At 63.1% G+C, this 24,656-nt stretch carries 21 protein-coding genes; 8 read left to right on the plus strand and 13 right to left on the minus strand.

Going from position 1 to position 24,656, the window contains the following annotated elements:
• Positions 1-339 precede the first annotated feature (339 nt).
• The 5 genes from CK218_RS29210 to CK218_RS29230 all read right to left on the minus strand — a co-directional run bounded on the left by CK218_RS29210 (position 340) and on the right by CK218_RS29230 (position 4,422).
• Positions 340-807: a DUF1203 domain-containing protein gene (locus CK218_RS29210; protein ID WP_095829714.1), complete on the minus strand. Its 468-nt coding sequence runs from the start codon at positions 805-807 to the stop codon at positions 340-342.
• A 373-nt stretch (positions 808-1,180) separates the two neighbouring features.
• Positions 1,181-1,744: a GNAT family N-acetyltransferase gene (locus CK218_RS29215; protein WP_067321624.1), complete on the minus strand. Its 564-nt coding sequence runs from the start codon at positions 1,742-1,744 to the stop codon at positions 1,181-1,183.
• A gap of 5 nt (positions 1,745-1,749) precedes the next feature.
• The gene (gene sseA / locus CK218_RS29220) at positions 1,750-2,601 is read right to left on the minus strand and encodes a 3-mercaptopyruvate sulfurtransferase (protein WP_095829715.1); all 852 of its coding nucleotides are present in this window, start codon (positions 2,599-2,601) and stop codon (positions 1,750-1,752) included.
• 46 nt (positions 2,602-2,647) lie between these two features.
• The gene (locus tag CK218_RS29225) at positions 2,648-3,388 is read right to left on the minus strand and encodes an alanyl-tRNA editing protein (protein ID WP_066989647.1); all 741 of its coding nucleotides are present in this window, start codon (positions 3,386-3,388) and stop codon (positions 2,648-2,650) included.
• Entirely contained in the window at positions 3,388-4,422 is a 1,035-nt protein-coding gene (locus tag CK218_RS29230; RefSeq protein ID WP_066989645.1) for a cysteine synthase A, read from the minus strand. The genes CK218_RS29225 and CK218_RS29230 overlap by 1 nt, the downstream gene beginning before the upstream one ends.
• A gap of 193 nt (positions 4,423-4,615) precedes the next feature.
• Here CK218_RS29230 and CK218_RS29235 point away from each other — a divergent pair, with 193 nt between their 5' ends.
• Positions 4,616-5,461 (plus strand): SDR family oxidoreductase, encoded by an 846-nt coding sequence (locus CK218_RS29235; protein WP_066989643.1) that lies wholly within the window; start codon positions 4,616-4,618, stop codon positions 5,459-5,461.
• A 161-nt stretch (positions 5,462-5,622) separates the two neighbouring features.
• Positions 5,623-6,612: an alpha/beta hydrolase gene (locus CK218_RS29240; RefSeq protein ID WP_095829716.1), complete on the plus strand. Its 990-nt coding sequence runs from the start codon at positions 5,623-5,625 to the stop codon at positions 6,610-6,612.
• A gap of 65 nt (positions 6,613-6,677) precedes the next feature.
• Here the strand turns inward: CK218_RS29240 and CK218_RS29245 are convergent, their stop codons facing one another.
• Positions 6,678-8,126, minus strand: a complete 1,449-nt coding sequence (locus CK218_RS29245) for a DEAD/DEAH box helicase (RefSeq protein WP_095829717.1) — start codon at positions 8,124-8,126, stop codon at positions 6,678-6,680.
• 398 nt (positions 8,127-8,524) lie between these two features.
• Here CK218_RS29245 and CK218_RS29250 point away from each other — a divergent pair, with 398 nt between their 5' ends.
• The 3 genes from CK218_RS29250 (at position 8,525) to waaF (ending at position 12,324) form a co-directional block, all read left to right on the plus strand.
• Entirely contained in the window at positions 8,525-10,057 is a 1,533-nt protein-coding gene (locus CK218_RS29250) for an acyl-CoA carboxylase subunit beta (RefSeq protein WP_095829718.1), read from the plus strand.
• Positions 10,058-10,467: 410 nt separating this feature from the next.
• A complete protein-coding gene (locus tag CK218_RS29255; RefSeq protein ID WP_245435235.1) occupies positions 10,468-11,244 on the plus strand; it encodes a glycosyltransferase in 777 nt (258 codons plus the stop codon).
• Between the two features lie 12 nt (positions 11,245-11,256).
• Positions 11,257-12,324 (plus strand): lipopolysaccharide heptosyltransferase II, encoded by a 1,068-nt coding sequence (gene waaF / locus CK218_RS29260; RefSeq protein WP_245435236.1) that lies wholly within the window; start codon positions 11,257-11,259, stop codon positions 12,322-12,324.
• A 2-nt stretch (positions 12,325-12,326) separates the two neighbouring features.
• Here the strand turns inward: waaF and CK218_RS29265 are convergent, their stop codons facing one another.
• Positions 12,327-14,333 carry a hypothetical protein gene (locus tag CK218_RS29265; protein ID WP_095829720.1) on the minus strand — a complete coding sequence of 669 codons (2,007 nt, stop codon included), beginning with the start codon at positions 14,331-14,333 and terminating at the stop codon, positions 12,327-12,329.
• Positions 14,330-15,856: an NAD(P)H-hydrate dehydratase gene (locus tag CK218_RS29270; protein WP_095829730.1), complete on the minus strand. Its 1,527-nt coding sequence runs from the start codon at positions 15,854-15,856 to the stop codon at positions 14,330-14,332. Before CK218_RS29270 ends, CK218_RS29265 begins: the two co-directional genes overlap by 4 nt.
• A gap of 345 nt (positions 15,857-16,201) precedes the next feature.
• On the opposite strand from CK218_RS29270, the gene CK218_RS29275 reads away from it, so the two are divergent.
• A complete protein-coding gene (locus tag CK218_RS29275; RefSeq protein WP_006205430.1) occupies positions 16,202-16,540 on the plus strand; it encodes a P-II family nitrogen regulator in 339 nt (112 codons plus the stop codon).
• A gap of 61 nt (positions 16,541-16,601) precedes the next feature.
• A complete protein-coding gene (glnA, locus tag CK218_RS29280) occupies positions 16,602-18,011 on the plus strand; it encodes a type I glutamate--ammonia ligase (RefSeq protein WP_066989632.1) in 1,410 nt (469 codons plus the stop codon).
• A 241-nt stretch (positions 18,012-18,252) separates the two neighbouring features.
• On the opposite strand, the gene CK218_RS29285 is transcribed toward glnA, so the two are convergent.
• Positions 18,253-19,293, minus strand: coding sequence for a glutamine synthetase beta-grasp domain-containing protein (locus tag CK218_RS29285; RefSeq protein ID WP_066989630.1), 1,041 nt, complete (start codon positions 19,291-19,293; stop codon positions 18,253-18,255).
• Positions 19,294-19,599: 306 nt separating this feature from the next.
• Between CK218_RS29285 and CK218_RS29290 the strand changes: the two genes are divergently transcribed.
• A complete protein-coding gene (locus CK218_RS29290; RefSeq protein WP_066989627.1) occupies positions 19,600-19,794 on the plus strand; it encodes a DUF2735 domain-containing protein in 195 nt (64 codons plus the stop codon).
• A 77-nt stretch (positions 19,795-19,871) separates the two neighbouring features.
• Here the strand turns inward: CK218_RS29290 and CK218_RS29295 are convergent, their stop codons facing one another.
• The 4 genes from CK218_RS29295 to CK218_RS29310 all read right to left on the minus strand — a co-directional run bounded on the left by CK218_RS29295 (position 19,872) and on the right by CK218_RS29310 (position 24,647).
• Positions 19,872-21,761: an MFS transporter gene (locus CK218_RS29295; RefSeq protein ID WP_067321442.1), complete on the minus strand. Its 1,890-nt coding sequence runs from the start codon at positions 21,759-21,761 to the stop codon at positions 19,872-19,874.
• 180 nt (positions 21,762-21,941) lie between these two features.
• A complete protein-coding gene (locus CK218_RS29300) occupies positions 21,942-22,733 on the minus strand; it encodes an ATP12 family chaperone protein (protein WP_095829721.1) in 792 nt (263 codons plus the stop codon).
• Positions 22,734-22,743: 10 nt separating this feature from the next.
• Positions 22,744-23,619, minus strand: a complete 876-nt coding sequence (locus tag CK218_RS29305) for a DMT family transporter (protein WP_179294637.1) — start codon at positions 23,617-23,619, stop codon at positions 22,744-22,746.
• Positions 23,620-23,660: 41 nt separating this feature from the next.
• Positions 23,661-24,647 carry an RluA family pseudouridine synthase gene (locus CK218_RS29310; protein ID WP_095829723.1) on the minus strand — a complete coding sequence of 329 codons (987 nt, stop codon included), beginning with the start codon at positions 24,645-24,647 and terminating at the stop codon, positions 23,661-23,663.
• Between the last annotated feature and the right edge of the window lie 9 nt (positions 24,648-24,656).

The following is a 24,656-nucleotide window of genomic DNA, read 5'->3' on the forward strand; positions in this document are numbered from 1 at the left end:
CCTCCACAAGGAAGTGAATCACAAACCTTACATCAGCGGAATCCTTCGCGATTCAATCTGATGGTCCGACGCTCTAGCGCGGTTATGCGACGGGAGTACGACAGTTTGCGGGGGCATGCGGGCCGCCGCTCAGCCATGCGAGCGAATCCGGTGCCTCTTGTGTGAAATGCTTCACATTCGGGACCCGAGAAACCTGCCTAGAGAGATTTCGCTACCTGATGGCTACGGTCGCCCTCGGTTCCGGTGAAAACCGGCCCCGCCGGCGGCTCGGGCCGAAGGCTTCTGTCACAGACTTCCAACGGCCCGCTGGACCACCGGCGGGCATTTTTTTGCCGGCGATCAAGCTCGTTCGATGCGGCACTGGTAGCAATTGTTCCGTGCCGAGCGGACGTGAATGTAGGCTATGTCGTCGCGCTCGAACAAAGTCTCGGCGCGGGCCGCGATATCGCCCGTCGGGACGACGGCGCCGCTGCCGTAGACGATGCGGTCGTCCTTGCCATAACCGCGCACTATGTAGTCGCTGCTTTGGAGCATCTCGGGCAGTGCATCCGCCTCCGCGGGACGTTGGCATTCGTCCGCATGCAGGAAGATCGGTCCGGTCTCCGCGTAAGGCTGGAGCTCCGGGAACGGCCGGTAGGCGAGGATGAGATAGCTATCGCCGGTTGCGACGTTCTTCATGCAATGCCGGCACGGCACGCCATCGCCGTCCGAAATCCTTCGCTCTGGCGTGTGGCCGTAAGCGTCGGGCCCTCCCCGCTGTAAGGCGCGCACGACTTCGGTCGGCAGGGCTTTGAACTGGATGCTCATGGCAAAATTCTCCGGTGTCCTTGGCCGAAAATTATGCCGAGCCGACAGCGTCTCCCACCCGATTCCTGCCAAGCGCTTCGTGCGTCGCTCGAAGCGCAGTATCGAATTACGAACCCGAAATCACGATGCTAGACTTATCGGACTCGCCATGGACTGCGCTCCGCGCCATGATGATCGCAGAAGAAGGGTGCGGCGCGCGGGCGGCTGAGGTCTGGCGATGATCCGAGCATGATACGGCCCGCAGCGACGATCCGGACGATCAAGGCGCCCCGATGGGCTTGCATCGACACGTCGCTGCCGACCTTCGCGGGCCAGCCGCCGCCGGTTGCGTAGGCGGCATCGAGGCAGCCGACTGCGCCGCGCTTCCCCTTAGCTACGGCCGCATGACGCTTGCGGAGCGCTCGGCGAAGGTCAGCGGATGCACGACCTCTTTCTTCTGCGCAACCGGCGTAAAACCTAGCTTCTGGTAAAGCGGCAGCGCCGCCGGGTGGTCAAGCGTGCAGGTCTGCACCGTGATGCGCTTCGGCCCATACGACCACGCGGCCGAGATGGCCGCTCCCAGGAACCAGCGACCGATACCCTGGCCGTGCGCATGTTCCATCATACCGAAATAGGCGAGTTCCACTTCCTCGGGCAGATGTGGCTTGAGGTCGAAGAAGCCGGCGGGAGAGCCGTCGAGGTAGAGCACGCTGATGTCACGGTCTTCACGATGCAGGCCGGCGGCCAGTTCCTCGTCGCTTAGTCTAAGCACATTGACCCAGTGCCATTTGCGCCCGACGCGATCCATCAGGTAGCGGTAGAAATGCAGCGGAATGTCCTTGGTCCTCAGCAAGGCGATCTGCCGGTTGTAGGGCAGCGGGGGAGATGAGGCCGGCGGTGCGTGCATTTCGAGGAATGTGACCGTGACATCGATATCCTTCGGTCCACCGTTTTCCATCGCCGTCATTCCTTGCCCGTCACCACGGGCGTGTCGCTCAGCCCACCCCATTCGGTCCATGAGCCGTCGTACAGCCTGTTGTCGGTATGGCCAAGCGTCTCCAGCGCCAACGTGATCGCCGCCGCAGTGATGCCAGATCCGCACGAGGTGACGACCGGCTTTGTAAGATCGATACCGGCTTCCTCAATGACCTTGCGCAAGCGGTCCTTGGGCAGCAGTTCGCCATTCTCGGCAAGCGCGGCAATCGGAACATTGCGAGCGCCCGGCATATGGCCGGAACGGATGCCGGGACGCGGTTCCGGATCGATACCGGCGAAACGCCCGGGTGAGCGCGCATCGGCGATCTGGCTTTCTCCGCTTCCAACGATCCGACGCATTTCGTCGAGGCTGACGACCCGGCTTGCATCGAAATCGGCATAAAAGACGCAAGGCGCGATCCGGGTCTGCTCCGCCGTCACCGGCCGCCCTTCCGCCTTCCAGCGGTCGAAGCCGCCATTCAGGATATAGACCTGGAAGACGCCCATGACGCGGAACATCCACCAGGCGCGCGGCGCCGAGAAATAGCCTGGACCGTCATAGATGACGATCGTGTCGTCGGCCGAAACACCCATCGAGCCGACATATTGCGCGAAATATTGGGGCGACGCCAATGTGTGCGGCAGCTTGGAATCCGGGTCCGAAACGGCGTCCTGATCGAGGAAGCGAGCACCGGGGATATGGGCGTCGTCATACTCGGCGCGGGCGTCGCGTTTCTGCGCCGGCAGGTACCAGGACGCGTCAATGATGGTCAGTCCTGGCGTTCCCAACCGCTTCTCGAGCCAATCCGCGTCGACGATGAATGGGCTGTCTCCGGCCATTTTTCCTCTCCTGCCCGCTCCTGGCGACTTTGGTAGGTGTTGCTTGTCAATTCGCCGGCATCGGCCCGAAGCGGATGCGGAAGCGCCGATTCTCGCGGCCCTTCTTTTCGATCTTGCCGATATGGATCTCGCCGATTTCGCCGGTGCTCTTCACATGGGTGCCGCCGCAAGGCTGACTGTCGATTGAGGCATTCTCGCCGATACAGACCAGGCGAATCCTGCCGGTGCCGACGGGCGGCCGCACGTTCTTCGATTTGACAAGCCCGGGATTGGCCGAAAGTTCCTCGTCGGTGATCAGCCGCGTGAAGACGGGATAGTCGGCCCGCACAAGCTCCATCAATCGCGCTGTCACGTCCTCCTTGCTGAAGCCGGCATCGGGAATGTCGAAATCGACTCGGCTGTCGTCCTCGGCGACCGCTGCCCCGGTGATCGGAAACGGGCAGACGACGGTGAGCAGATGACAGGCGGAGTGCATACGCATCAGAAGATGCCGCCGCCGCCAGTCGATGGCGAGCTTCAGCTTTTCACCGACGGCCGGCAGGGCCTGTTCAGGCGCCGGCACATGGATGATCTCGTCCTTGGTCTCGCCGGTGATGGTGGCGGCGATCGCGATGCGGCCGTCGGCGCGCTCCAACATGCCCGTATCGCCTGGCTGCCCGCCCGACGTGGCATAGAAGATCGTGCGGTCGAGAAGGATGCCGCCGCGGTCATTGATGGCGACGACTTGCGCCTCCGCCGTGCTCAGATAGGCGTCGTCGCGAAACAGCGCTTCGGTCCTCTGCGCCATCAGGCCACCTTTTCGAACGGCACCGGGATGCTGGTTTTTTCGTCCATCCAGCCTGGGACCGGCAGGTTCTTGCTTCGCAGGAACTCGGGATTGAACAGCTTCGACTGGTAGCGCGTGCCGTAGTCGGCGAGGATCGTCACGATGGTATGACCGGGGCCAAGCTCGCGCGCCAGCCGAATGGCGCCGGCGATGTTGATGCCCGTCGAGCCGCCGACGCACAGTCCCTCTTCCTGGACCAGATCGAAGATGATCGGCAATGCCTCCTCGTCCGGTATCTGGTAGGAGAAGTCCGGCGTGAAGCCGTCGAGATTGGCGGTGATGCGACCCTGGCCGATGCCTTCGGTAATCGAGCTGCCGTCGGCTTTCAGCTCACCGCTGGTATAGAAGCTGTAGAGCGCAGCACCCAACGGATCGGCAAGTGCGATCTTGACGTGCCTGCTCTTGGCCTTGAGCCCGAGCGCAACGCCGGCGAGCGTGCCGCCGGAGCCGACGGCGGACACGAAGCCGTCGACCTTGCCGCCGGTTTGGGTCCAGATCTCCTCGGCAGTCGTGCGGATGTGGCCGTCGCGGTTCGCGACATTGTCGAACTGGTTCGCCCAGATCGCGCCGTTCGGCTCCGACCGTGCCATCTGCTCGGCGAGCCGCCCCGAAAGCTTCACATAGTTGTTCGGGTTCTTGTACGGCACGGCCGGCACTTCGATCAGCTCGGCTCCCAGGATCTTGATCGTGTCCTTCTTCTCCTGGCTTTGCGTGTCGGGGATGACAATGACTGTCCGGTAGCCGAGCGCCTTGGCGACCAGGGTGAGGCCAATGCCGGTGTTGCCGGCGGTCCCTTCGACGATGACACCACCGGGCCTCAGCAATCCGCGCTGTTCGGCGTCCCTGATGATGAAGAGGCCTGCACGGTCCTTGACCGATTGCCCCGGGTTCATGAATTCGGCCTTGCCCAGGATCTCGCAGCCGGTTGCGTCCGAAGCCTTGTTGAGCCGGATCAGGGGGGTGTTGCCGATCGCTTCGATCACATTACGGGGCATGGGGATTCCTTTATGCGTGCGGCGAGACCCTAAAAACCGGAAGCCGCGGTTTCAAGGCAAGATTTTGCCTGGTCCAGTCGCATTCGGGACGCTGCAATGCTCCCGAGCATTTCAACGATGCATCCAAAAGCGCTCTTTTCATCCCATTTCTTGGCCGCTAGAGCATTAGCCCAGATAATTCGCAGGACTTTCAATGACACTCTACCGGGCCAACCCGAAAGACGGTGTCGCCTGGATCACGGGCGGCAGCAGCGGCCTCGGCCGGGCGCTGGCCAAGGATCTGGCGAGGCAGGGCTATGCCGTCGCGGTGACGGCGCTGGCCAGCGACCCAGCCGACACGCTGCTGGTCGAGACCGCGCAGATGGCGGGCCACGTGAAATCCTTTCCCTGCGATGTGACCGACGAAGAAGGGATGGCACGCACTGTCGCGGCGATCGAGAAAGACATGGGGCCGATCGTGCTCGCCGTCTTCAACGCCGGCAACTACATCGCCACCCCCGGTGAGCATCTCGTGGTGCGCGATTTTCATCGTTCCTTCGCCGTCAATTATTTCGGCATCGTCAACGGACTGGTGCCTGCGGTCGACTATATGCGCACGCGAGGACGCGGGCATGTCGTCCTGGTCGGGTCGGTCACGGCCTATTCCGGCTGGCCGACCACCGCCGCCTATGGCGGCACCAAAGCGGCAATCAACATCCTGGCGGAATCGCTGAAATACGACTTCGACAAGATGAACATCCGCATCCAGGTGATGAATCCGGGCTTCGTCGACACGCCGCTGACCGAGAAGAACATGCTGCCGATGCCAGGCCTGATGCCTGTTCACCGGGCATCGCGCCGCATGGCGCGCGGCATCCGGAGGGGAGGCTTCGAAGTCACCTTCCCCTATCACATAAGCTGGCCGCTGAAGCTGCTGGGCCTGTTGCCGCGACCCGTAGGCCGACTGGTGATCGGGCTGACCACCAGCTGGCGGGGACGGCCGTTGTATTTCGACCGCAAGACGCCGGGCGAAAAAAGTCCAACGGACAAAGCGGCGTAAAGCACCTCGCGCTGAAACGCATTCAGGCAACGCGCTTTATGCCTCTATGCAAGTCGTTTCGCAAAACCGTCGCAGGCTTTTGCACGACATCCGCTGATCCGGGAGAGATTGCCTCTCGGTGGGCACCGCCATAGGTTGAGAATTGTTGCTTGGAGTCGGTCATGGGGCGACGGATCTTGCTTGCGGTAATGGGTCTCGTCGTTATCCTCCTCTCAGGCTTTTACCTCGGCCCACGCGTGGCGGTCGATACGACGATCCGTTTCGATCCTTCGGCGATCGGCGACGACCCGCAGGCCTATCTGGCGCGCGAAGAAGCGGCCGTGCCCAATATCCGTGACGGATTGGACAAGGAGATCATCTGGGCGAACCCGTTGGTTCACGCCAAGACCAAGCTTGCGATCGTCTACATCCACGGGTTTTCGGCATCCAAGGGCGAGATCCGGCCGCTGCCGGACGATGTCGCCGGGGAGCTCGAGGCCAATCTCTTCTACACCCGCCTGACCGGCCACGGGCAGGACGGCGCGGCCATGGCCGAAGGCAGCGTGAATGCCTGGATCAACGACTATGAGGAGGCGCTGGCGATCGGCCGCGCGATCGGCGACAAGGTGATCGTTATCGCCACCTCGACCGGCGCCTCACTGGCGACATGGGCTGCAACCCAGCCTAGTGCTTCCGATGGCGTCGCGGCAATCGCATTCATCTCGCCTAATTTCGGCGTCAAGGCGTCCGGCGCCGAGGTACTTACCCTGCCTTGGGGCAGAGAGATTGCCGAGCTCGTCGGCGGCAGGGAGCGCAGTTTTCCGGCGCGGAACGCGCTGCACGAAAAATTCTGGACCACCAAATATCCGATGGCGGCGGCCTTGCCGATGGCTGCGCTCACCGAGCTCGCCTATCGCGCGCCGGTCGAGAAGGCGACCATCCCTGCCCTGTTCATCTTCTCGGATGCGGACAAGGTGGTGCGGCCGGACCGCACGCGCGAGGTCGCCGGCCGCTGGGGCGGTCCGCACGAACTGGTGCCGGTCGACGATACGGGCGATCCGGACAACCACGTCATTGCAGGCGATGCGCTATCGCCGCAGACCACGGGCTTTCTGACAGAGCGGATCGTGGTGTGGGTGAAGGCGCTGATGCAGCAGCAATCAAGTCCGTGAGACGACCAACGGCCGGAGCGTTGCTTCCGGCCGTTATGCGATTTCAATCAAACCTCGGTGGGACTTTAAGCGGCCCGGTTCGCCGGCCGCTTGCCGCCGAAGCGGCGCTTGTTGTTGCCCTTGAAGCGCTTGAAGCCGTCAGGCTTGTGCTCGCCATTCGGCTTGGCGCCCGCAGGACGTTCGCCTTGCGGCTTGGGCGCGAATTGGCGCTCGCCACCGGGCTTGCCGCCGAAGCGCTTCTTGCCGTTGTTGCCGCTGCCGGGACGGCGGCCATCACGACGGCCGCCATGGTGCTCGCGGTCATTGGCCGGCTCGAAATGACGCTCGGTCCTTTCCTTCGGATCGCGCTGCGGGTCGGGACTGCCGAGATGATCGGCAATGACCGGAAGCTTCATGCGGATGATGCGCTCGACCTGCCGCAGCTTGCCGTTCTCCGATGGATCGCAAAGCGTGATCGCGATGCCGTCCCTGCCGTTGCGGCCGGTACGGCCGATACGGTGGACATAGCTCTCCGCTTCGTCCGGCAGGTCGAAATTCACGACATGGCTGATGCCTGGGACGTCGATGCCGCGCGCGGCGATATCGGTCGCCACCAAAATACGCACCGAGCCGTCGCGGAAATCGTTGAGCGCCTTCTGACGCGCGTTCTGCGACTTGTTGCCGTGGATCACTGCGGCGTCGAAGCCGTCGCGGGCAAGGTCCTTGGTGACGCGGTCGGCGCCATGCTTGGTGCGCGAGAACACGATGACCGAGCGCATCGCCTCGTCGGCCAGCATCTTGGACAGCACTTGGCGCTTCTGCTTGGTGCGGGCAAGCACCACGCTTTGCACGATCTCAGCCGCCGTCGTGCTCTGCGGGGAGACTTCGATGCGGACGGCGTCCTTCAGCAAGCCCGTGGCGAGTTCCGCGATCTCGTTCGGCATGGTGGCCGAGAACAGCGCGGTCTGGCGGTTCGGCGCGGTCGCCTTGGCGATGCGCTTGACGTCGTTGATGAAGCCCATGTCGAGCATGCGGTCGCCCTCGTCGAGCACCAGCCATTTGGTATCGGCAAGGATGAGGTCGCCTTCCCGCACCAGGTCGGTCAGCCGGCCGGGCGTGGCGATCAGGATATCGACGCCGGGTGCGATCTTCTTCACCTGGCTGTAGCGGGAGACGCCGCCGAGCACGAGCGCGGTCGAGATGTGCGCGCCCTTGGCGAGCAGCTTGATGGTGTCCTCGATCTGTACCGCTAGCTCGCGTGTCGGCGCCAGGATCAGCGCGCGCGCCGTCTTTGGCCGGCGCTTCGTGCCGAGCCCGATGATCTTCGACAGGATCGGCAGCGCGAAAGCCGCCGTCTTGCCCGAACCGGTCTGAGCAATGCCGAATATGTCGCGGCCTTCGATCTGCGGCGGGATCGCCTGCACCTGGATCGGCTTCGGATCCGTGAAGCCGGCGGCATTGGCGGCCTTGAGCAGCGCGCCGGTGATTCCAAGGGTAGCGAAACCGTTCTGGTCCGCCTGATTTTCATTGGTCAAAATAGTCTTCTTTCACGCGGCCCTGTGGCCGCAAACATCATGGCGGCAGGGCGCAACCTGCCGTCGAAAAATTGTCAGGAAACGACAAGGCGGCGGACGGGGAGCGTCCGCGCGGCTGCGCTGTCGTGCCCGCAGGCGTCATGCCCCGGGGCTCTTTCGCCAGCTTGCCGATCGACGGGAGGGCCCACCGGAAAGAGGGAAAACAGACGCAACCAGTCTCAATTAGTGGAGAAAGCCGAAGTTCGGCCCAAGCGCCTATGGGGCCGCATATGGCCGAGTCCGCCGCAAAATGCAAGGGGTGGATGTTGCAGCGCAACAAAACGGCGAGCGACAAGCGACACTTGCGCTGCGCCGCCCTCACGATTACCACAAACCACCTTTCTATTGTGAGGGCAGCGATGAAGGACGTGCTGAAGGAACTCGAGCGCCGCCGCGAGATCGCCCGGATGGGCGGCGGCAAGCAACGGATCGAGGCCCAGCACAAGAAGGGCAAGCTCACCGCCCGCGAGCGCATCGATGTCTTCCTCGACGAGAGTTCGTTCGAGGAATTCGACATGTATGTCGAGCACCGCTCAACCGACTTCGGCATGGAGAAAACCAAGATCGCGGGCGACGGCGTCGTCACAGGCTGGGGCACCGTCAACGGCCGTCCAGTCTACCTTTTTGCCAAGGATTTCACCGTCTTCGGCGGCTCGCTGTCTGAGGCGCATGCCGAGAAGGTGGTCAAGGTGCAGGAGATGGCGCTGCGCAATCGCGCGCCGATCATCGGCCTCTACGACGCGGGCGGCGCACGCATCCAGGAAGGCGTGGCCGCGCTCGGCGGCTATGCCGAGATTTTTCAGCGCAACGTGCTCGCCTCCGGCGTCATCCCGCAGATTTCGCTGATCATGGGCCCGTGTGCCGGCGGCGATGTCTATTCGCCGGCCATGACCGACTTCATCTTCATGGTGCGCGACACCTCCTACATGTTCGTCACCGGGCCGGACGTGGTGAAGACGGTGACCAATGAAACGGTGACGGCCGAAAGCCTCGGCGGCGCCACGGTGCACACGACCCGATCCTCCATCGCCGACGGCGCCTATGACAACGACGTCGAGGCGCTGCTGCAGATGCGCCGGCTGATTGACCTGTTGCCGGCGTCCAATACGGCAGAGATTCCCGAGATCGAATGCTACCAGTCGGTGACGGACCATGACATGTCGCTCGACCGGCTGATTCCGGACAACGCCAACAAGCCCTACGACATCAAGGAACTGATCCTGAAGGTTGCCGACGAAGGCGACTTCTTCGAAATCCAGGCGAGCTTCGCCAAGAACATCGTCACCGGCTTCGGCCGTGTGGAGGGGCGAACCGTCGGCTTCGTCGCCAACCAGCCGATGGTTCTGGCCGGCGTGCTCGACTCCGACGCCAGCCGCAAGGCGGCGCGCTTCGTGCGCTTCTGCGACTGCTTCTCGATCCCGATCGTTACCTTCGTCGACGTTCCAGGCTTTCTGCCCGGCACCGCGCAGGAATATGGCGGGCTGATCAAGCATGGCGCAAAACTGCTGTTCGCCTATGCCGAAGCCACCGTGCCGAAGATCACCGTGATCACCCGCAAGGCCTATGGCGGCGCCTATGACGTGATGGCGTCGAAGCACCTGCGCGGCGACATGAACTATGCCTGGCCGACGGCGCAGATCGCGGTTATGGGCGCAAGGGGCGCGGTCGAGATCATCTACCGCAAGGACATCGGCAACGCGGAGAAGATCGCCGCCCACACCAAAGCATACGAGGATCGGTTCCTGTCGCCCTTCGTGGCGGCCGAACGCGGCTATGTGGACGAGGTGATCATGCCGCATTCGACGCGCCGCCGGATCGCGCGGGCGCTGCGCATGCTGCGCAACAAGGATATGCAGAACCCCTGGAAGAAGCACGACAACATTCCGCTGTGAGGCGGTGGTGTCGCGACTGGTCCTTGTAGCTGGCAAGCATTTCGGCAGGTTCGCCGTTATTCTCGTTGCTTAGCCCCTCTCCTTCCGCTTGGCCTCGCGACGGGGAGTCGCCGACCATCTCAATCGGTGGAACCTCGAAAGCCGGCCGGCGGCTGGAACTCTGGCTTACGCAATCCGTCGTCGGAGGTTGACAACTGGCAACCTCTAATCACATTGAAATCACATCAATGTGATGGCGGTGCTGAATGCTAATAACCCTTGCAACAAAGGGCGTCGTTCCGTGCAAAGGCTACGGCGGGATAGAACGTCAGGTCGACTGGCTGGCCACTGAACTGGTCAGGCAGGGCCACCATGTCGTCCTCGTGGCGGGCCCTGGATCGTCACATCCACTGTGCGAAGTCCGGCATGCTGTGAGCGATGCGCAGTGCCGCGCGGCGATCCCCGAGGACACCCAAATCGTCCACCTTCATGCGTGGAAGGTCGAGGTTGACTTCCCGACCCTCAACACCGAGCGGGGCCATTTACCGGATTATCCGCGGCCGCAACCGAACTGGAGCTTCATCAGCGCACGGCACGCCCAGCTGCACGGCCGCAAGACCTTCGTCTACAACGGCTTTCCGGTGGATGACTATCGGCTGGCCGAATCGAAGAGCGATCGCCTCCTCTTCATGGCGGCCATCGCACGCGCCGGAAAGGGCTTGAACCGGGCAGTCGAGCTCGCCAGGAAATTCGACTTTCCCCTCGATATCGCCGGCGGCTCGCGGTGGAAATTGCTCGGCCGAAGTCGGACCCGCCGCGAGGGGGTCTTTTTCAAGAGTCTTTCCCGCCGCTATCGCTTCAACGGCGTCGTCGACGGCGACGACAAGCTGCGACTGCTGGGCGCATCGAAGGCCTTCCTCAATCCGATCGCCTGGGAAGAGCCTTTCGGCAATGCGCCGGTCGAGGCGATGCTGTGCGGCACGCCCGTTTTGACCACAGTGCGCGGCGCCCTGCCGGAGACGGTGGACACGGATACGGGCCGATTCTTCGAGAGCGACGAGGAGTTCGCCGAAGGTCTTGCCGAGGTCGCAGACCTGTGCATGCGCAAATGCCGTGAATCTGCCGCCGACAGATTTCCGATCGCGAAAACCGCGAAGGCCTATCTGGAACTCTATGCCCGCATCCTTGATGGCGAAGCGCTTCCGTGACAAGGAACCGGCATGCTCGCCGTTCGCGGCGACTGCGTCGGATCGAAAAGGTATCGCGCGTTGCGCCCCATTCTCGTGTTCTGCTTGCCGGCAATCGGCGACTTCATCCGCTGCCATTCGGCGATTCAAATCATAGCAGCGACGTTTCCTGGACAGCCGATCGACGTCATCACGTCGCCGCTCGCCGCGCCCCTGGCGCGCTTGATGCCGCATGTCCGGAAGGCCTGGACCGTCGAGAGGCATTGGAACCCCGGTCTCAAGGAGCGGGCGCGGCTGGCGCGCGAACTCCGCCAGGAGAATTATCAGGCAGCCTATCTGCTCACCAGCAGCACCAAGGCGGCCCTGGTGCCGTGGCTGGCGGGCATTCCCGAGCGCGTCGGATATCCGCGCGAGCTCCAGTTCGGCATCGTCAACCGGCTGCCCGCGGGATGGCTGAAAACCTTCGTCGCCTTCGGCCCGCGCAAGACAAGGCTCGTCGAACAGGTCTGTGCGATCGCGCTCCTCGGCAAGCAGCCCGCCGAGGAAAAACAGCTGCCGGCCCCGCGGCTGGCGATTTCGTCCGAAGACGTTGCCAAGTGGCGCCGGCGCAACGGCATCGATCCGGCAAGGCCGGTGCTTTCCCTCTATACTTCCGATTTCGAGAACATGCGCTCCTGGCCGCCCGAGCGCTTCGTCTCGGTCGCGCGAAAGCACATGGAACGGGGCTGGTCCGTCTGGCTTGTCGGCGGTCCGCGCGAACGCCAGGCTGCCGCCCAGATTCGCGCCTTGTTGCCTGAGGCGATCGACTTCACCTCGACGCCCGACATTGCAGAGGCCATGCACCAGATCGCGGCCTCCACCGTCTTTCTCGGTGTCGATGGCGGTGTGTCCCATGCAGCCGGCGCCTTAGGCATTCCAAGCGTGCTCATCTTCGGCTCGAACCGATCCTACGTGCATGGACCCTTGAACGAGCAGGTAACCTTCATCGAGCCTCCGATCTCGATACCGAGCTGGGTCCTGAACACGCGCGGTATCAGTGAGCAGCGTGTGCTCGAAGCGCTGGCGACAAGCGTCGAAAAATACGCACCGCAGCAGGCATGACCTTATTCCTCGGTGGCGGCGCCAAAGCCCGCGCTCATGCTCGCGCGGCCGGTGTTCGTCCACGGCGTCGCATGGTTGTCGATGCGCATCTGGAACAGGAAATAGGTCGGCGAGCAGAAGCCGATGCCCTTGACCCTGGCGGCACCGGGCGTGTCGGACGGCAGCGACTGGCACATATAGTCTTCGCGGCAGAAACGATCGGCCGAGCAGGCCGGACGGTTACCGCGATTGACGGCGCCGCCGAGGCATTGGTCGAAATTGTTGGTCGCCACGCAAATATCGAACTTCTTGCCGCCGACCAGGCCGCAGATTTCGCTCGGCATCGGCTTGCCAGCCTTGAAAGCGGAGAAGGCCAGATCCTTCGCGTCGCAGCCGCGATAGGCGAAGCCGCCTGGCACACCGATCTTGGGCGGCCGGCAGGTATAGGCGGTGCGTGAAATGGCGGGCGCGAAGGCCGCGAACTGGCCGGTGACCTTGTAACGGTCGTTGAAGGGTTCCCCGGTGTCGCTGGCAATCGTTCCGGTCAGGCAGGGATGGCCGGAAAAGATGTTCCGGCTCTCCTTCGGCAGCAGGCATTGCGCCAGTTTCGTCCTAACCCCTGTAGCGGTCGCGATCGGTGTGCAGACCGTGCCGGCTCCGCATTGCCAGCTGCTGCCGAAGCGTGCGGCGTCTTCCGGCACCAGGCACGGCATGGTCGTCTCGGCCGGCGTATAGGCGATCTCGCCGGTGTCTTTCCACGCAGCCGGTGGTGCGAAGGACAACGGGCGAAACCCGTTCGCTTCTCTGCCTTCCGCGGTCGCCTGCAGCCACGCCTCGCGGCGCGGAATCTCGGCATGGAGATGGGGCGAGATGCCGACCTCGATGCGGTTGAGCGGCGAGGTCGTGCTATCGTCGAGGCCGATGAAATGGAATCCGGCGGTCGAGCCCGCCTGATGGCAGCCTTGGCAGGCGCCATTGTCGAGCCGCTCGATCAAGGCTTCGGCCGTGCGCGCCAATGTCAGTTTCGAATAGTCGACCCCGGCAAACGCCTCCGGTTCTAACAGTGGCGTGAATGGATGATTGGCCTGCCTGGCACTGCCGAAGGTCGACCAGGAGATGACCTTCTTCGCCAGGAATTCATCCGGGATTTCGTAAACGCCGAGATCGATTGCACCGGCATTGGCGCGGACATAGTCCGTAAGCCTCGCCTTCAACCGCGCGTCTTGCGCAAGGCGGATGGTGTCCGGCGTATTTTCGAGCGGTTTCTGGCTGATTGTGGTGCCGTCGATACCGAAGATGCGCATGAGATAGGCGGCCTGACCGCCAAATTCGGTCTCCTGGCCGGAAGGAAAGCGCACCACCTGAGCGTTGAGTTCGAGCTGCTTGAAGGAGAGGCTCGCTTTATCCAGCGGTCCGCCGGACAGCCACCCGGCATCCGCCGCTTCGTCGATCTGCGGCGTCCAGCGCCCGGCGACGCCGGTACAGCCGCCGTCGGCGTCGGGAGCTGCGCGGTAAACGGCATTGAAATTGAACGGCAGCCTCGAGGCCAACACCTTGCCGTTCTTCCTGAAACTATAGGCAAGGCGGTAGATGAAGCGCACCTCGCCGCAGCTCGCTTCCCCACCGAGCTTTGCGAAGTCACGCCGGTCAAGCCGGTTGACGACGCCGACCAGCCGGAAACGCGCCGCGTCGGTCTTCAGCCAGCGCATGTCCATGATGCGGCCGACATTGCCGTCGGTCGCCTCATAGAGCGGCCGGCCGCCTGCTTTCATGTCGGCGCGCAGTGCTGCGACATCGGCCGCTACGGTTTCGACGATGGCGTGGTAGGCCAGCGCCGCGTCATAGAGCGTTTTCAGATCGTCCTTGCCGCTGATGCCAAAAATACCGGCGAATCCGAAGCCATCGGCGTCGAGCTTGGCGAGCACCTGCGGATCGTCCACGACCGTGACCGGACGACCGGCAGCATCAGCCGCCCGCACGCCAAGAACAGCGATGGCAGCGACCGCGACAAGGATCGCCAGCCTCATCATCGAGCAGCCATCCCATTTTCGACCAACGCGTGCAGCACAGGCACCATGGCCAAAGGCAAATCCTCGGCGATCAGGCCGGGTCCGAACCGGCTGCCGGCTTCGGCGTGTATCCAGACAGCCGCGCAGGCCGCTTCAAACGCCGGCATGCCTTGTGCCAGGAGCCCGGCGATGATGCCCGCCAGCACGTCGCCCGAACCCGCGGTGGCAAGCCATGGCGCGCCATTGCCGTTGATCGCGGCGCGGCCGTCAGGTGCTGCGATCACCGTGTCGGCGCCTTTGTAGACGATGACGGCGTTGGCTCGCGCCGCCGCCGCGCGGGCCTTGCCGAGTTTGGAAAGCACCTTGTCGCCCGCTGCCTCAGGGAACAGCCTGCCGAACTCGCCTTCATGCGGCGTCATCACCAGCGCCGGGGCGCCGGACTTTCGGGCAGCCTGGAAAAGCGTCTCAGGCTCCTCGCGAAACGAGGTGATGCCGTCGGCGTCGAGCACCAGCCCTTCAACGCCGGTGCCCTGCGCGTGCCCGGCGCCGAGCAGCGCCAGGGCAAAATCGCGCGCCTTTTCGCCGACGCCAAACCCCGGGCCGAGCACAAAGGACGAGGGGCGGCGGTCGGCAAGGAACGCACCGAGATCGGCAACCGCGTCGACCTTGCGCAGCATGATCGATGTCAGATGCGCGGCATTGACCTGCATGGCGTTCGCCGGCGACAGCACCGTCACCGCCCCTGCCCCGCTTCTTGCGGCTGCGAGCGCCGACAGGCGCGCGGCACCGGTGGCCGCAGGACCGCCCGAAAAGACACTGACATGACCGCGCTTGTATTTGTGCGCATCGACGGCCGGAACCGGAAAGACAGGCAGCCAGGGCGCCGGCGCATTCTCGAAACTGCGCGGCGCGACTCGAGCGATGATGTCGTCACCGATGCCGATGTCGGCGAGCACGATCTCGCCGCTCATTTCCCGCCCCGGCAGCAGCAGATGCCCCGGTTTCTTTCGCGCGAACGTCACGGTAACCGCCGCCCGAAATGCGCTGCCGAGGATGGCGCCGCTTTCGCCGGAAACGCCCGAGGGCAGGTCCACGGCGACGACCGGCAAGCCGAGATCCGTAACGACCTGGACGGCTCGGGCGGCATCGCCCGACAGTGCCTTCGAGAGCCCCGCTCCGTACAGCGCGTCGATCACCAGCGATCCCGGTTCGGCCGCGAAGGCAGATAGCGGTCGTGGCTCCAACGGGCAATCGGCTGCAGCCAGCGCGGCATCGCTGCCCGCGCGCGGTTCGCCCGATCTCCACAAAGCAACGTTGACACCGCTCTTCCGGAGCAGGCTCGCCACGACATAGCCGTCGCCGCCGTTGTTGCCGGGTCCGCAAAGCACGTGCACCCGTGCCGCCGCCGGATAGCGCGCCATGAGCATGGCCGCCACGGCCTCGCCGGCCCGGCGCATCAATCCGTAGCCGTCGAGCGGGCCTTGTGTGATCGCCAGCCGGTCGGCTTCGGCCATTTCGGACGGCGAAAGAAGTTCATTGCGCATGGGATTGCCGATCTCCATCCGATCAAGCATTGTCCGATTTGCGGCTCGAAGCAAACAGCGGCGGCCGAATGCATCCCAAAGCGGGGGCGCCCGGAGGGGAATCTGCCTGCAAATTGCGCTATCTGCTCAAGTTTTGCGCAGACGGATGGAGGAGCGATGTATAGGCTTTGGGCGTCGATGACGCATCCGATGCAGCGGATGACGCGGATTTGCATTCGGATGCGGCAAGGCATGGAAATCGCCCGATACCGCCCTCAACCTCTGGTAATTGGCACGCTTCGTGCTTGATGAAGGCGCAAGCGGGGCGCGCAACCCGTCTCTTTGGCAGTGGAGGCCACTTTCTACATGAAAAAGATCGAAGCGATCATCAAGCCATTCAAGCTGGACGAAGTGAAGGAAGCGCTTCAGGAGGCCGGGCTGCAAGGCATCACCGTCACCGAGGCCAAGGGTTTCGGTCGGCAGAAGGGCCATACCGAGCTTTATCGGGGCGCCGAATATGTCGTCGACTTCCTGCCCAAGGTGAAGATCGAGGTCGTGCTCGGCGACGACGCCGTCGAAGGCGCCATCGAAGCCATACGCAAGGCGGCGCAGACCGGCCGCATCGGCGACGGCAAGATCTTCGTCTCCAACATCGAGGAAGTCGTTCGCATCCGCACCGGCGAGACCGGCATGGACGCGGTCTGACTCCGCCCGTCTTCCTGAACCGTCATCATCAAAAAAACGTCAGCGCACAGGGATACATGACATGACGACAGCCAAAGACATCATGAAGCAGATCAAGGACAACGATGTAAAATTCGTCGACCTGCGCTTCACCGATCCGAGGGGCAAGCTGCAGCATGTGACGATGGACGTCGTGGAGGTCGAGGAAGACATGTTCGCCGACGGCGTCATGTTCGACGGCTCCTCGATCGCGGGCTGGAAGGCGATCAATGAGTCCGACATGGTGCTGATGCCGGACACGGATACGGTCCACATGGATCCGTTCTTCGCCCAGTCGACCATGGTCATCCTGTGCGACATCCTCGATCCGATCTCGGGCGAGGCCTACAATCGCGACCCGCGCGGCACCGCCAAGAAGGCCGAAGCCTACATGAAGTCGGAAGGCATCGGCGACACCATCTATGTCGGCCCCGAAGCCGAGTTCTTCGTGTTCGATGACGTCAAGTACAAGGCCGACCCCTACAACACCGGGTTCCGCCTGGACTCGACCGAGCTGCCGTCCAACGACGACACCGACTATGAGACCGGCAATCTCGGCCATCGGCCGCGCATCAAGGGCGGCTACTTCCCTGTGCCGCCGATCGACTCCTGCCAGGACATGCGTTCCGAGATGCTGACAGTGCTCGCCGAAATGGGCGTGCGCGTCGAAAAGCATCACCACGAGGTCGCGGCCGCCCAGCACGAACTCGGCATCAAGTTCGACACGCTGGTGCGCAACGCCGACAAGATGCTGATCTATAAGTATGTCGTGCACCAGGTCGCCAATGCCTATGGCAAGACGGCCACTTTCATGCCGAAGCCGGTGTTCGGCGACAACGGCTCGGGCATGCACGTGCACCAGTCGATCTGGAAGGGCGGCAAGCCGACCTTCGCCGGCAACGAATACGCCGGCTTGTCGGAAACCTGCCTCTTCTACATCGGCGGCATCATCAGGCACGCCAAGGCGATCAATGCCTTCACCAACCCGCTCACCAACTCCTATAAGCGTCTGGTGCCGGGTTACGAAGCGCCGGTGCTGCTCGCCTATTCGGCGCGCAACCGTTCGGCCTCCTGCCGCATTCCGTTCGGCTCCTCGCCGAAGTCGAAGCGCGTCGAGGTCCGCTTCCCCGATCCGGGCGCGAACCCCTATCTCGGCTTTGCCGCCATGCTGATGGCGGGTCTCGACGGCATCAAGAACAAGATTCATCCCGGACAGCCGATGGACAAGGATCTCTACGACCTGCCGCCGAAGGAATTGAAGAAGATCCCGACGGTCTGCGGCTCCCTGCGCGAAGCGTTGCAGAACCTCGACAAGGACCGCGGCTTCCTGAAGGCAGGCGGCGTGTTCGACGACGACCAGATCGACTCTTACATCGAGCTCAAGATGGCCGAGGTGATGCGCTTCGAAATGACCCCGCACCCGGTCGAGTACGACATGTACTATTCGGTGTAAGCGACTGCATTCCCGACAGAAAACAACCCCGGCGAAAGCCGGGGTTTTTTCGTGAACAGCTCGCCAGAGGGCGGAAAGGCCGCAGGACGGGCCTCGTCAGAACAGCAGGCCAGCACTGTCGCGAGAGCACGGATCTCATCGCCGCCAAGCAAGCCAGGCCTAAAAAAAGCCCCGGCATTTTCGCCAGGGCTTTTTAATCTTCGATGGTCTGGCGGGGAATGCCGCCGACGCATTTAAGGCGTCACGCCGCAGCCGAGACCTTCGCGTCGGTCGCGACCTCCGAGATCGTCTTCAAGACCTGCGAGGCGATCTGGTAGGGGTCGCCCTGGGAGTTCGGGCGGCGGTCTTCCAGATAGCCCTTGTAGTCGTTCTTGATGAAGGAGTGCGGCACGCGGATCGAGGCACCGCGGTCGGCAACGCCATAGGAGAACTTGTTCCAAGGCGCGGTCTCATGCTTGCCGGTCAGGCGCTTGTCGTTGTCCGGACCATAGACGGCGATGTGATCCATCAGGTTCTTTTCGAACTGGGCCATCAGCGCCTCGAAATAGGCCTTGCCGCCGACTTCGCGCATGTACTTGGTCGAGAAGTTGCAGTGCATGCCCGAGCCGTTCCAATCGGTATCGCCAAGCGGCTTGCAGTGGAACTCGATGTCGATGCCGTACTTTTCGGTAAGGCGCAGCAGCAGGTAGCGCGCCATCCAGATCTGGTCGGCGGCTTTCTTGGAACCCTTGCCGAAGATCTGGAACTCCCACTGGCCCTTGGCCACTTCGGCGTTGATGCCTTCATGATTGATGCCGGCGGCGAGACAGAGGTCGAGATGCTCCTCGACGATCTGGCGCGCGACATCGCCGACATTCTTGTAGCCGACGCCGGTGTAATAAGGTCCCTGCGGCGCCGGATAGCCGCTCTCGGGGAAGCCGAGCGGGCGGCCATCCTTGTAGAAGAAATATTCCTGCTCGAAGCCGAACCAGGCGTCCTCGTCGTCGAGGATGGTCGCGCGGCTGTTCGATGCATGCGGGGTGACGCCATCGGGCATCATGACTTCGCACATGACGAGAACGCCGTTGGTGCGCGCCGGATCCGGATAGAGCGCGACCGGCTTCAGCACGCAGTCGGAGCTGCGGCCTTCGGCCTGGTTCGTGGAAGAGCCGTCGAAGCCCCACAGTGGCAGCTGCTCAAGCGTCGGGAACTCGGCAAACTCCTTGATCTGGGTCTTGCCGCGCAGATTGGGGGTCGGGGTGTAGCCGTCGAGCCAAATATACTCGAGTTTGTATTTGGTCATTCCAGTGCCTCTCGTTGCTTGGACGCCGGGGCGGCATCAACGCATGGCCGGACCGAGCCGGCCTGCCGTGCGCTAAAATGCAATTCGTATGCCACTCTGCCCGTCCAGGGTGCGGCAAAATGGTCATCGCAAAGCGTTGATTTTGCTGAGCGCGCAGCAATGCGCGGCGATCGTTCAGGCGCGCTTTCTGCATAAATATTGTGCAACGACTGATCTTTTTGTGAGCATATTGCCTAAATGAATCGCAGAACCTATCTTGGGAACAGATTTGAATCGACTTGCTCCTGAAGAGGTAGGAGGCCGCCAATGGAAGTCACCACGTCCCGTCCGTCGGCAAAGATCCTGATGTTCCCGCTTGCAGGCCGGGCGTCTGCCTCAAATTTAGGCGCGAAGGCGAAATTCGCGGCAGAGCTTGCCTCGTTGCGCAATACGCACGCAGATTTCGACGGCTGGTACCATCAGGCGGCAATCGAGGAAGAACACAAGCAGCGCAAGAGCTGACCAATTCTTTCCAGCTCGAGACGAGAAAAAGCCCGGCGCGATCGCTCGCGCCGGGCTCTTCATTTGCCGAGGATCGGCTACTGCTTGGCGTCCAGATCGGTGCCCAGCGTATCCCTGACGAAGATCATGCCGATGATCAGCGACATCGCGGCGATCACCACCGGGTACCAGAGGCCGTAATAGATGTCGCCCTTGTAGGCGCTGAGTGCGAACACCGTTGCCGGCAGCAGGCCGCCGAACCAGCCATTGCCGATATGGTAAGGCAGCGACATGCCGGTATAGCGGATGCGGGTCGGGAACATCTCGACCAGGATCGCGGCGATCGGCCCGTAGACCATGGTCACGAACACGACCAGGATGAACAGGATGCCGATCGTCACCGGCCAATTCACCGCCTCCGGATCGGCGACCATGGCAAAGGCACCACCGCCCGGGATGTTGTAGACAGTGACCTCGGGGGCGCCGGCCGCTTCCTCCTTGGTCAGCAGCTTGTCGGCGACCGCCTTGTCGGTCGGAACGGTCGTCTTCTCGCCGCCGCGGATCGCCGCCGCATCGAGCTTCAATTCCGGATTGGCTGCGACGAAGGCGTCGAGCTTCTGGTCCGGCACCTTAGCCGCGGCCCGCTTCAGCGGATAGCCGCCATCCTGCAGTGACATGTTGACGGCCTTTTGGAAGGCGGCCTCCTTGGCCTTGGCCTGATCGCCGGCGGCGACGGCGTCATAGGACTGCACCGTCTCGTTGCCGATCTTGACCGTGGCGGCGGTGCCGGGTGCCGCCGTCGAAACGACGTCGTAAGGCACCGAGTTCTTGGTCAGGAACGAGGTCGCGATATCGCAGGATGTCGTGAACTTCGCCGTGCCGACCGGATTGAACTGGAACCTGCAGTCGCCGGGGGCCGCGGTCACCGTTGCGCGCGTGTTCTGCTGTGCGGTGGCCAGCGCCGGATTGGCGGCCCAGGTCAGCGCCTTGAACAGCGGGAAGGTGCAGACGATTCCCAAAGCAAGGCCGGCCATGATGATCGGCTTGCGGCCGATCTTGTCGGACAGCCAGCCGAAGACGACGAAGAAGATCGAGCCGACGGCAAGCGCGATCGCGATCATGACGTTGACCGACCACGCGTCGACCTTCAGCACGTTCTGCAGGAAGAACAGCGCGTAGAACTGGCCGTTGTACCAGATCACGGCCTGGCCTGCGGTGAGGCCGAGCAGCGCCAAAAGCGCGATCTTGGCATTCTTCCACTGGCCGAAGGCTTCTGACAGCGGCGCCTTGGAGCCCTTGCCCTCCTCCTTCATGCGCTGGAAGGTCGGCGACTCCGAAAGCGACAGCCGGATCCAGATCGAAATGGCAAGCAGCAGGAAGGAGACGATGAAGGGAATGCGCCAGCCCCAGGCAGCGTAGGTTTCCTTGCTGAGCGAACCCTGGACGATGAGGATGACGATCAGCGACAGGAATAGGCCGAGCGTTGCCGTCGTCTGGATCCAGGAGGTGTAGAAGCCGCGGCGATCGTCCGGCGCGTGCTCTGCGACATAGGTTGCGGCACCGCCATATTCGCCGCCAAGCGCCAGCCCCTGCAGCATGCGCAGCCCGATCAGTATCACCGGCGCCGCGATGCCCCAGCTGGCATAGCCGGGCAGCAGGCCGACCAGGAAGGTCGACAGGCCCATGATCGTCATGGTGACGAGGAAGGTGTATTTGCGGCCGACGAGGTCGCCGATGCGGCCGAACACAAGCGCGCCGAAGGGACGGACGAGGAAGCCGGCGGCGAAAGCCAGCAGCGCGAAGATGTTGCGCGTCGCCTCGGGGATGGTCGGGCTGAAGAAAGTCGCGCCGATGAAGGCGGCCAGCGAACCGTAAAGATAGAAATCGTACCATTCAAAAACGGTGCCGAGCGAGGAGGCGAAGATGACCTTCTTTTCCTCCCGCGTCATGCCGCGGCTTTTTCCGCCGGCGGTCGATGCCATTGCCATTGATATATCCTCCCGTGGATCCCGTCTGTCCTCGATGGCTGCGCGCCACCGTCCGCAATTCCTCCGAACGCGGACTCAAAAAACGCGGCCAACGAGGGAAAAAATGGCAGAAAGCGCCCCCAAAAGGCACCGCGACGATGGGATTATGACTTTGGTATTAGATGCAATGCGAAGCGGAGCTCAGGCTTTAAGCGCCTCAAGCAGGCTGACTGCCGCCATCATGTCGCGCTTGCGGGCGGAGCGGCGCACGACGGCTTCGGCATCCTGGCCCCAGTGCTCGATCTGCCAGTCTTCGTCGACATGGCCGGCGGCCCAGGCCTCCTGGCCGTCGAGCTCGCCGAAGTCGACGGCAAGCGCCAGCAGCGCTGAGCCGGTCAGCGAGGTCATGACGTGGATCGCGGCCAGACGCAGTGGCTCGGCGCGCTGGGCAAGATGAGCGCCAAGGACGGCGATCGTCTCGCGCGGCTGCTCGACATGGATGACACCTTCGGCGAGGTTGAAGCGCACGCCGAGGTTGCTTCTTGCCCAATCGAGAACCGTATCCCAGAGCCTGTTCTGACGGTCTACCAGCCCCTGCGGGCCATCGGCTCGGTAGCAAAGCAGGTCCGACGAAGCGAAGCGCAGGACATCCTCCAGCACCGCTTGCGGGTCGCTGGCCACACCGTCGAGTGCCGTGTTGGCAAGGCGCATCACCGGCATGGTCACAGGGTCGATGATCTCGCGCTGGGCGGAAAATTCATCAGCGACCAAAGCCGCCGCTCTTTCGGTCGGCAACACCAGCAGCGCCTTTCCCGGCGTGCGGACCGGCTTGCCGTCCAGATGGACGGCAAAACCGCCTTCGACCGGCACGACCGAAACCGCCTTGTAGAAACGCTTCGGCAGCGGCGTCTTCATCTGGATCTGGGCGCGGCGCACCGGATCGGGATCTGAAAGCTGCTTTCCCTCTTCGAGGTCGTTGAGGATGTCGCGCATCTCGAACTCCTTACGCTGGAACCTGCTTGCGCGACGGCCGATTGACGATGATCAGCCCGGCCGCAATCAGGCCGAGCGCCAGGAAGATCCTGATCGTCAGCGGCTCGCCCAAAAGCACGGCGCCGCACAGAACACCGAACACCGGCGACAGGAAGGCGAAGCTGGACAGGCCTGCCGCCGGATAACGCGTGAGCAGCCAGAACCACAAAACATAGGTGAAAGCGACGATATAGAAAGACTGGAACATCAATGCCAGTGTCGGCAATGCAGCGATTTCGCGGATCGGCGGGCCGGCGAACGGCATCACAAGGGCACCGACGACGGCGGCGCCCGCGAGTTGATAGAGCAGAAGCTTCTCGGCGCTGGTCTCGACCAGCTTCGATCGCTTGATGACGATGCTGGTCAACGCCCACAGGATGCCCGAGCCAAGACTGAGCAGATCGCCCGTCAGCGTCGCGTCATTGCCGCCGAAGATGCCGTCTGAGAACACGGCCAGAAGGCCGCAGAAAGCAAGCACGAGGCCCCCAAGCTTGCGCACGTTGATGCGCTCGCCGAGCAAAAAATGGCCTCCGATCAGGACCCAGAACGGCATGGTGTTGACCAGGAGCGTGTTGCGAGCGACGGTCGTGTATTCCAGCCCGATATAGAGAAACAGGAACTCGACGCCGAAGAGCACGCCGACGACAATGCCGGCGCTGAGCGTCCCATCCGCTTCAAACAGCTTGATGCCGCGCAACCGGCACCAGCCGAGAACGCAGAGCCCGCCGGTGATCGAGCGTGCGATCGAGACGAAGACCGGATCGTAGCCGGCGTAGGAGACCTTGGCGGCGACGTAGTTCAGGCCCCAGGACAATGTCAGCCCGACCATCATGGCGGCCGCGGTCATGTCGACCGCGTCACGCCGGCCGAATGTGTCGGCAGCACCGCTCAATTGTCGTCCTCCGCGCTCTGCTCATCGAAGCCGAGCAGGTTCCAGCTTTGGCGCATATGCGGCGGCATCGGTGCGGTAACATCGATGACGCCCTGGTCTGGATGAGGGATAACGATGCGGCGCGCGTGAAGATGAAGGCGGTTCTGGATGCCGCCGGGAAACTCCCAATTGGTGTCGGCCTCGAAATATTTGGGATCTCCGATGATCGGGCAGCCGATATGGGCGGCATGGACGCGAAGCTGGTGGGTGCGGCCGGTATAGGGTTCCATTTCCAGCCAGGACAGCGACTGCGCCGCCTGCTCGACCACGCGGTAATAGGAAACGGCATGGTCGGCGCCCTTCTCGCCATGCTTGGCGATGCGCACGCGGTCGCCGTCCGGCGTCGCCTCCTTGACCAGCCAGGTCGAGATCTTGTCCTCGCGCTTCGGCGGCACGCCCTTGACCAAGGCCCAATAGGTTTTCTTCGTCTCGCGCGCCCGGAACGCTTCCGACAGCTTCATCGCGGCAAGGCGGGTGCGGGCAACGACCAGCACACCGGAAGTGTCACGGTCGAGGCGATGGACGAGGCGCGGCTTCTCGCCCTTCTGGTTGCGCCAGGCCTCCAGCATGTCGTCGACATTGCGCGTGACGCCGGAGCCGCCCTGCACGGCAAGCCCGGCAGGCTTGTTGAAGACGAAGACCTTCGGGTCCTCGTGCAGCAGCATCTTGGCCAGCACATCGGCATCGCCCTGGTTGCGGATCGAATAGCCGGTGAGCGCGGCGTCGCCCTTCTTGTCGACTTCGAGCGGCGGAATGCGCACGGTCTGCCCGGGCTCGACGCGCGTGTCGGCCTTCACGCGGCCGCCATCGACGCGGACCTGGCCCGAGCGCAAGAGCTTTTGCAGGTGACCGAAGCCGAGGCCCGGATAATGGACCTTGAACCAGCGGTCGAGCCGCATGCCCGCTTCGCCGGCCTCCACAGTGATTTGTTCGACACCTGCCATGGTTACGCT

Source organism: Mesorhizobium sp. WSM3879 (assembly GCF_002294915.1).
Lineage (GTDB): Bacteria > Pseudomonadota > Alphaproteobacteria > Rhizobiales > Rhizobiaceae > Mesorhizobium.

Excerpts from the sequence above, each read along its gene's own strand:
- CK218_RS29210 (WP_095829714.1), bottom strand. The coding sequence starts at position 807 with ATGAGCATCCAGTTCAAAGCCCTGCCGACCGAAGTCGTGCGCGCCTTA.
- CK218_RS29310 (WP_095829723.1), bottom strand. The coding sequence starts at position 24,647 with ATGGCAGGTGTCGAACAAATCACTGTGGAGGCCGGCGAAGCGGGCATG.
- sseA (WP_095829715.1), bottom strand. The coding sequence starts at position 2,601 with ATGGCCGGAGACAGCCCATTCATCGTCGACGCGGATTGGCTCGAGAAG.
- CK218_RS29225 (WP_066989647.1), bottom strand. The coding sequence starts at position 3,388 with ATGGCGCAGAGGACCGAAGCGCTGTTTCGCGACGACGCCTATCTGAGC.
- CK218_RS29305 (WP_179294637.1), bottom strand. The coding sequence starts at position 23,619 with ATGACCGCGGCCGCCATGATGGTCGGGCTGACATTGTCCTGGGGCCTG.
- CK218_RS29290 (WP_066989627.1), top strand. The coding sequence starts at position 19,600 with ATGGAAGTCACCACGTCCCGTCCGTCGGCAAAGATCCTGATGTTCCCG.
- CK218_RS29250 (WP_095829718.1), top strand. The coding sequence starts at position 8,525 with ATGAAGGACGTGCTGAAGGAACTCGAGCGCCGCCGCGAGATCGCCCGG.
- CK218_RS29265 (WP_095829720.1), bottom strand. The coding sequence starts at position 14,333 with ATGATGAGGCTGGCGATCCTTGTCGCGGTCGCTGCCATCGCTGTTCTT.
- CK218_RS29295 (WP_067321442.1), bottom strand. The coding sequence starts at position 21,761 with ATGGCAATGGCATCGACCGCCGGCGGAAAAAGCCGCGGCATGACGCGG.
- CK218_RS29230 (WP_066989645.1), bottom strand. The coding sequence starts at position 4,422 with ATGCCCCGTAATGTGATCGAAGCGATCGGCAACACCCCCCTGATCCGG.
- CK218_RS29275 (WP_006205430.1), top strand. The coding sequence starts at position 16,202 with ATGAAAAAGATCGAAGCGATCATCAAGCCATTCAAGCTGGACGAAGTG.
- CK218_RS29215 (WP_067321624.1), bottom strand. The coding sequence starts at position 1,744 with ATGGAAAACGGTGGACCGAAGGATATCGATGTCACGGTCACATTCCTC.
- CK218_RS29240 (WP_095829716.1), top strand. The coding sequence starts at position 5,623 with ATGGGGCGACGGATCTTGCTTGCGGTAATGGGTCTCGTCGTTATCCTC.
- waaF (WP_245435236.1), top strand. The coding sequence starts at position 11,257 with ATGCTCGCCGTTCGCGGCGACTGCGTCGGATCGAAAAGGTATCGCGCG.
- CK218_RS29270 (WP_095829730.1), bottom strand. The coding sequence starts at position 15,856 with ATGCGCAATGAACTTCTTTCGCCGTCCGAAATGGCCGAAGCCGACCGG.
- CK218_RS29285 (WP_066989630.1), bottom strand. The coding sequence starts at position 19,293 with ATGACCAAATACAAACTCGAGTATATTTGGCTCGACGGCTACACCCCG.
- CK218_RS29300 (WP_095829721.1), bottom strand. The coding sequence starts at position 22,733 with ATGCGCGACATCCTCAACGACCTCGAAGAGGGAAAGCAGCTTTCAGAT.
- glnA (WP_066989632.1), top strand. The coding sequence starts at position 16,602 with ATGACGACAGCCAAAGACATCATGAAGCAGATCAAGGACAACGATGTA.
- CK218_RS29235 (WP_066989643.1), top strand. The coding sequence starts at position 4,616 with ATGACACTCTACCGGGCCAACCCGAAAGACGGTGTCGCCTGGATCACG.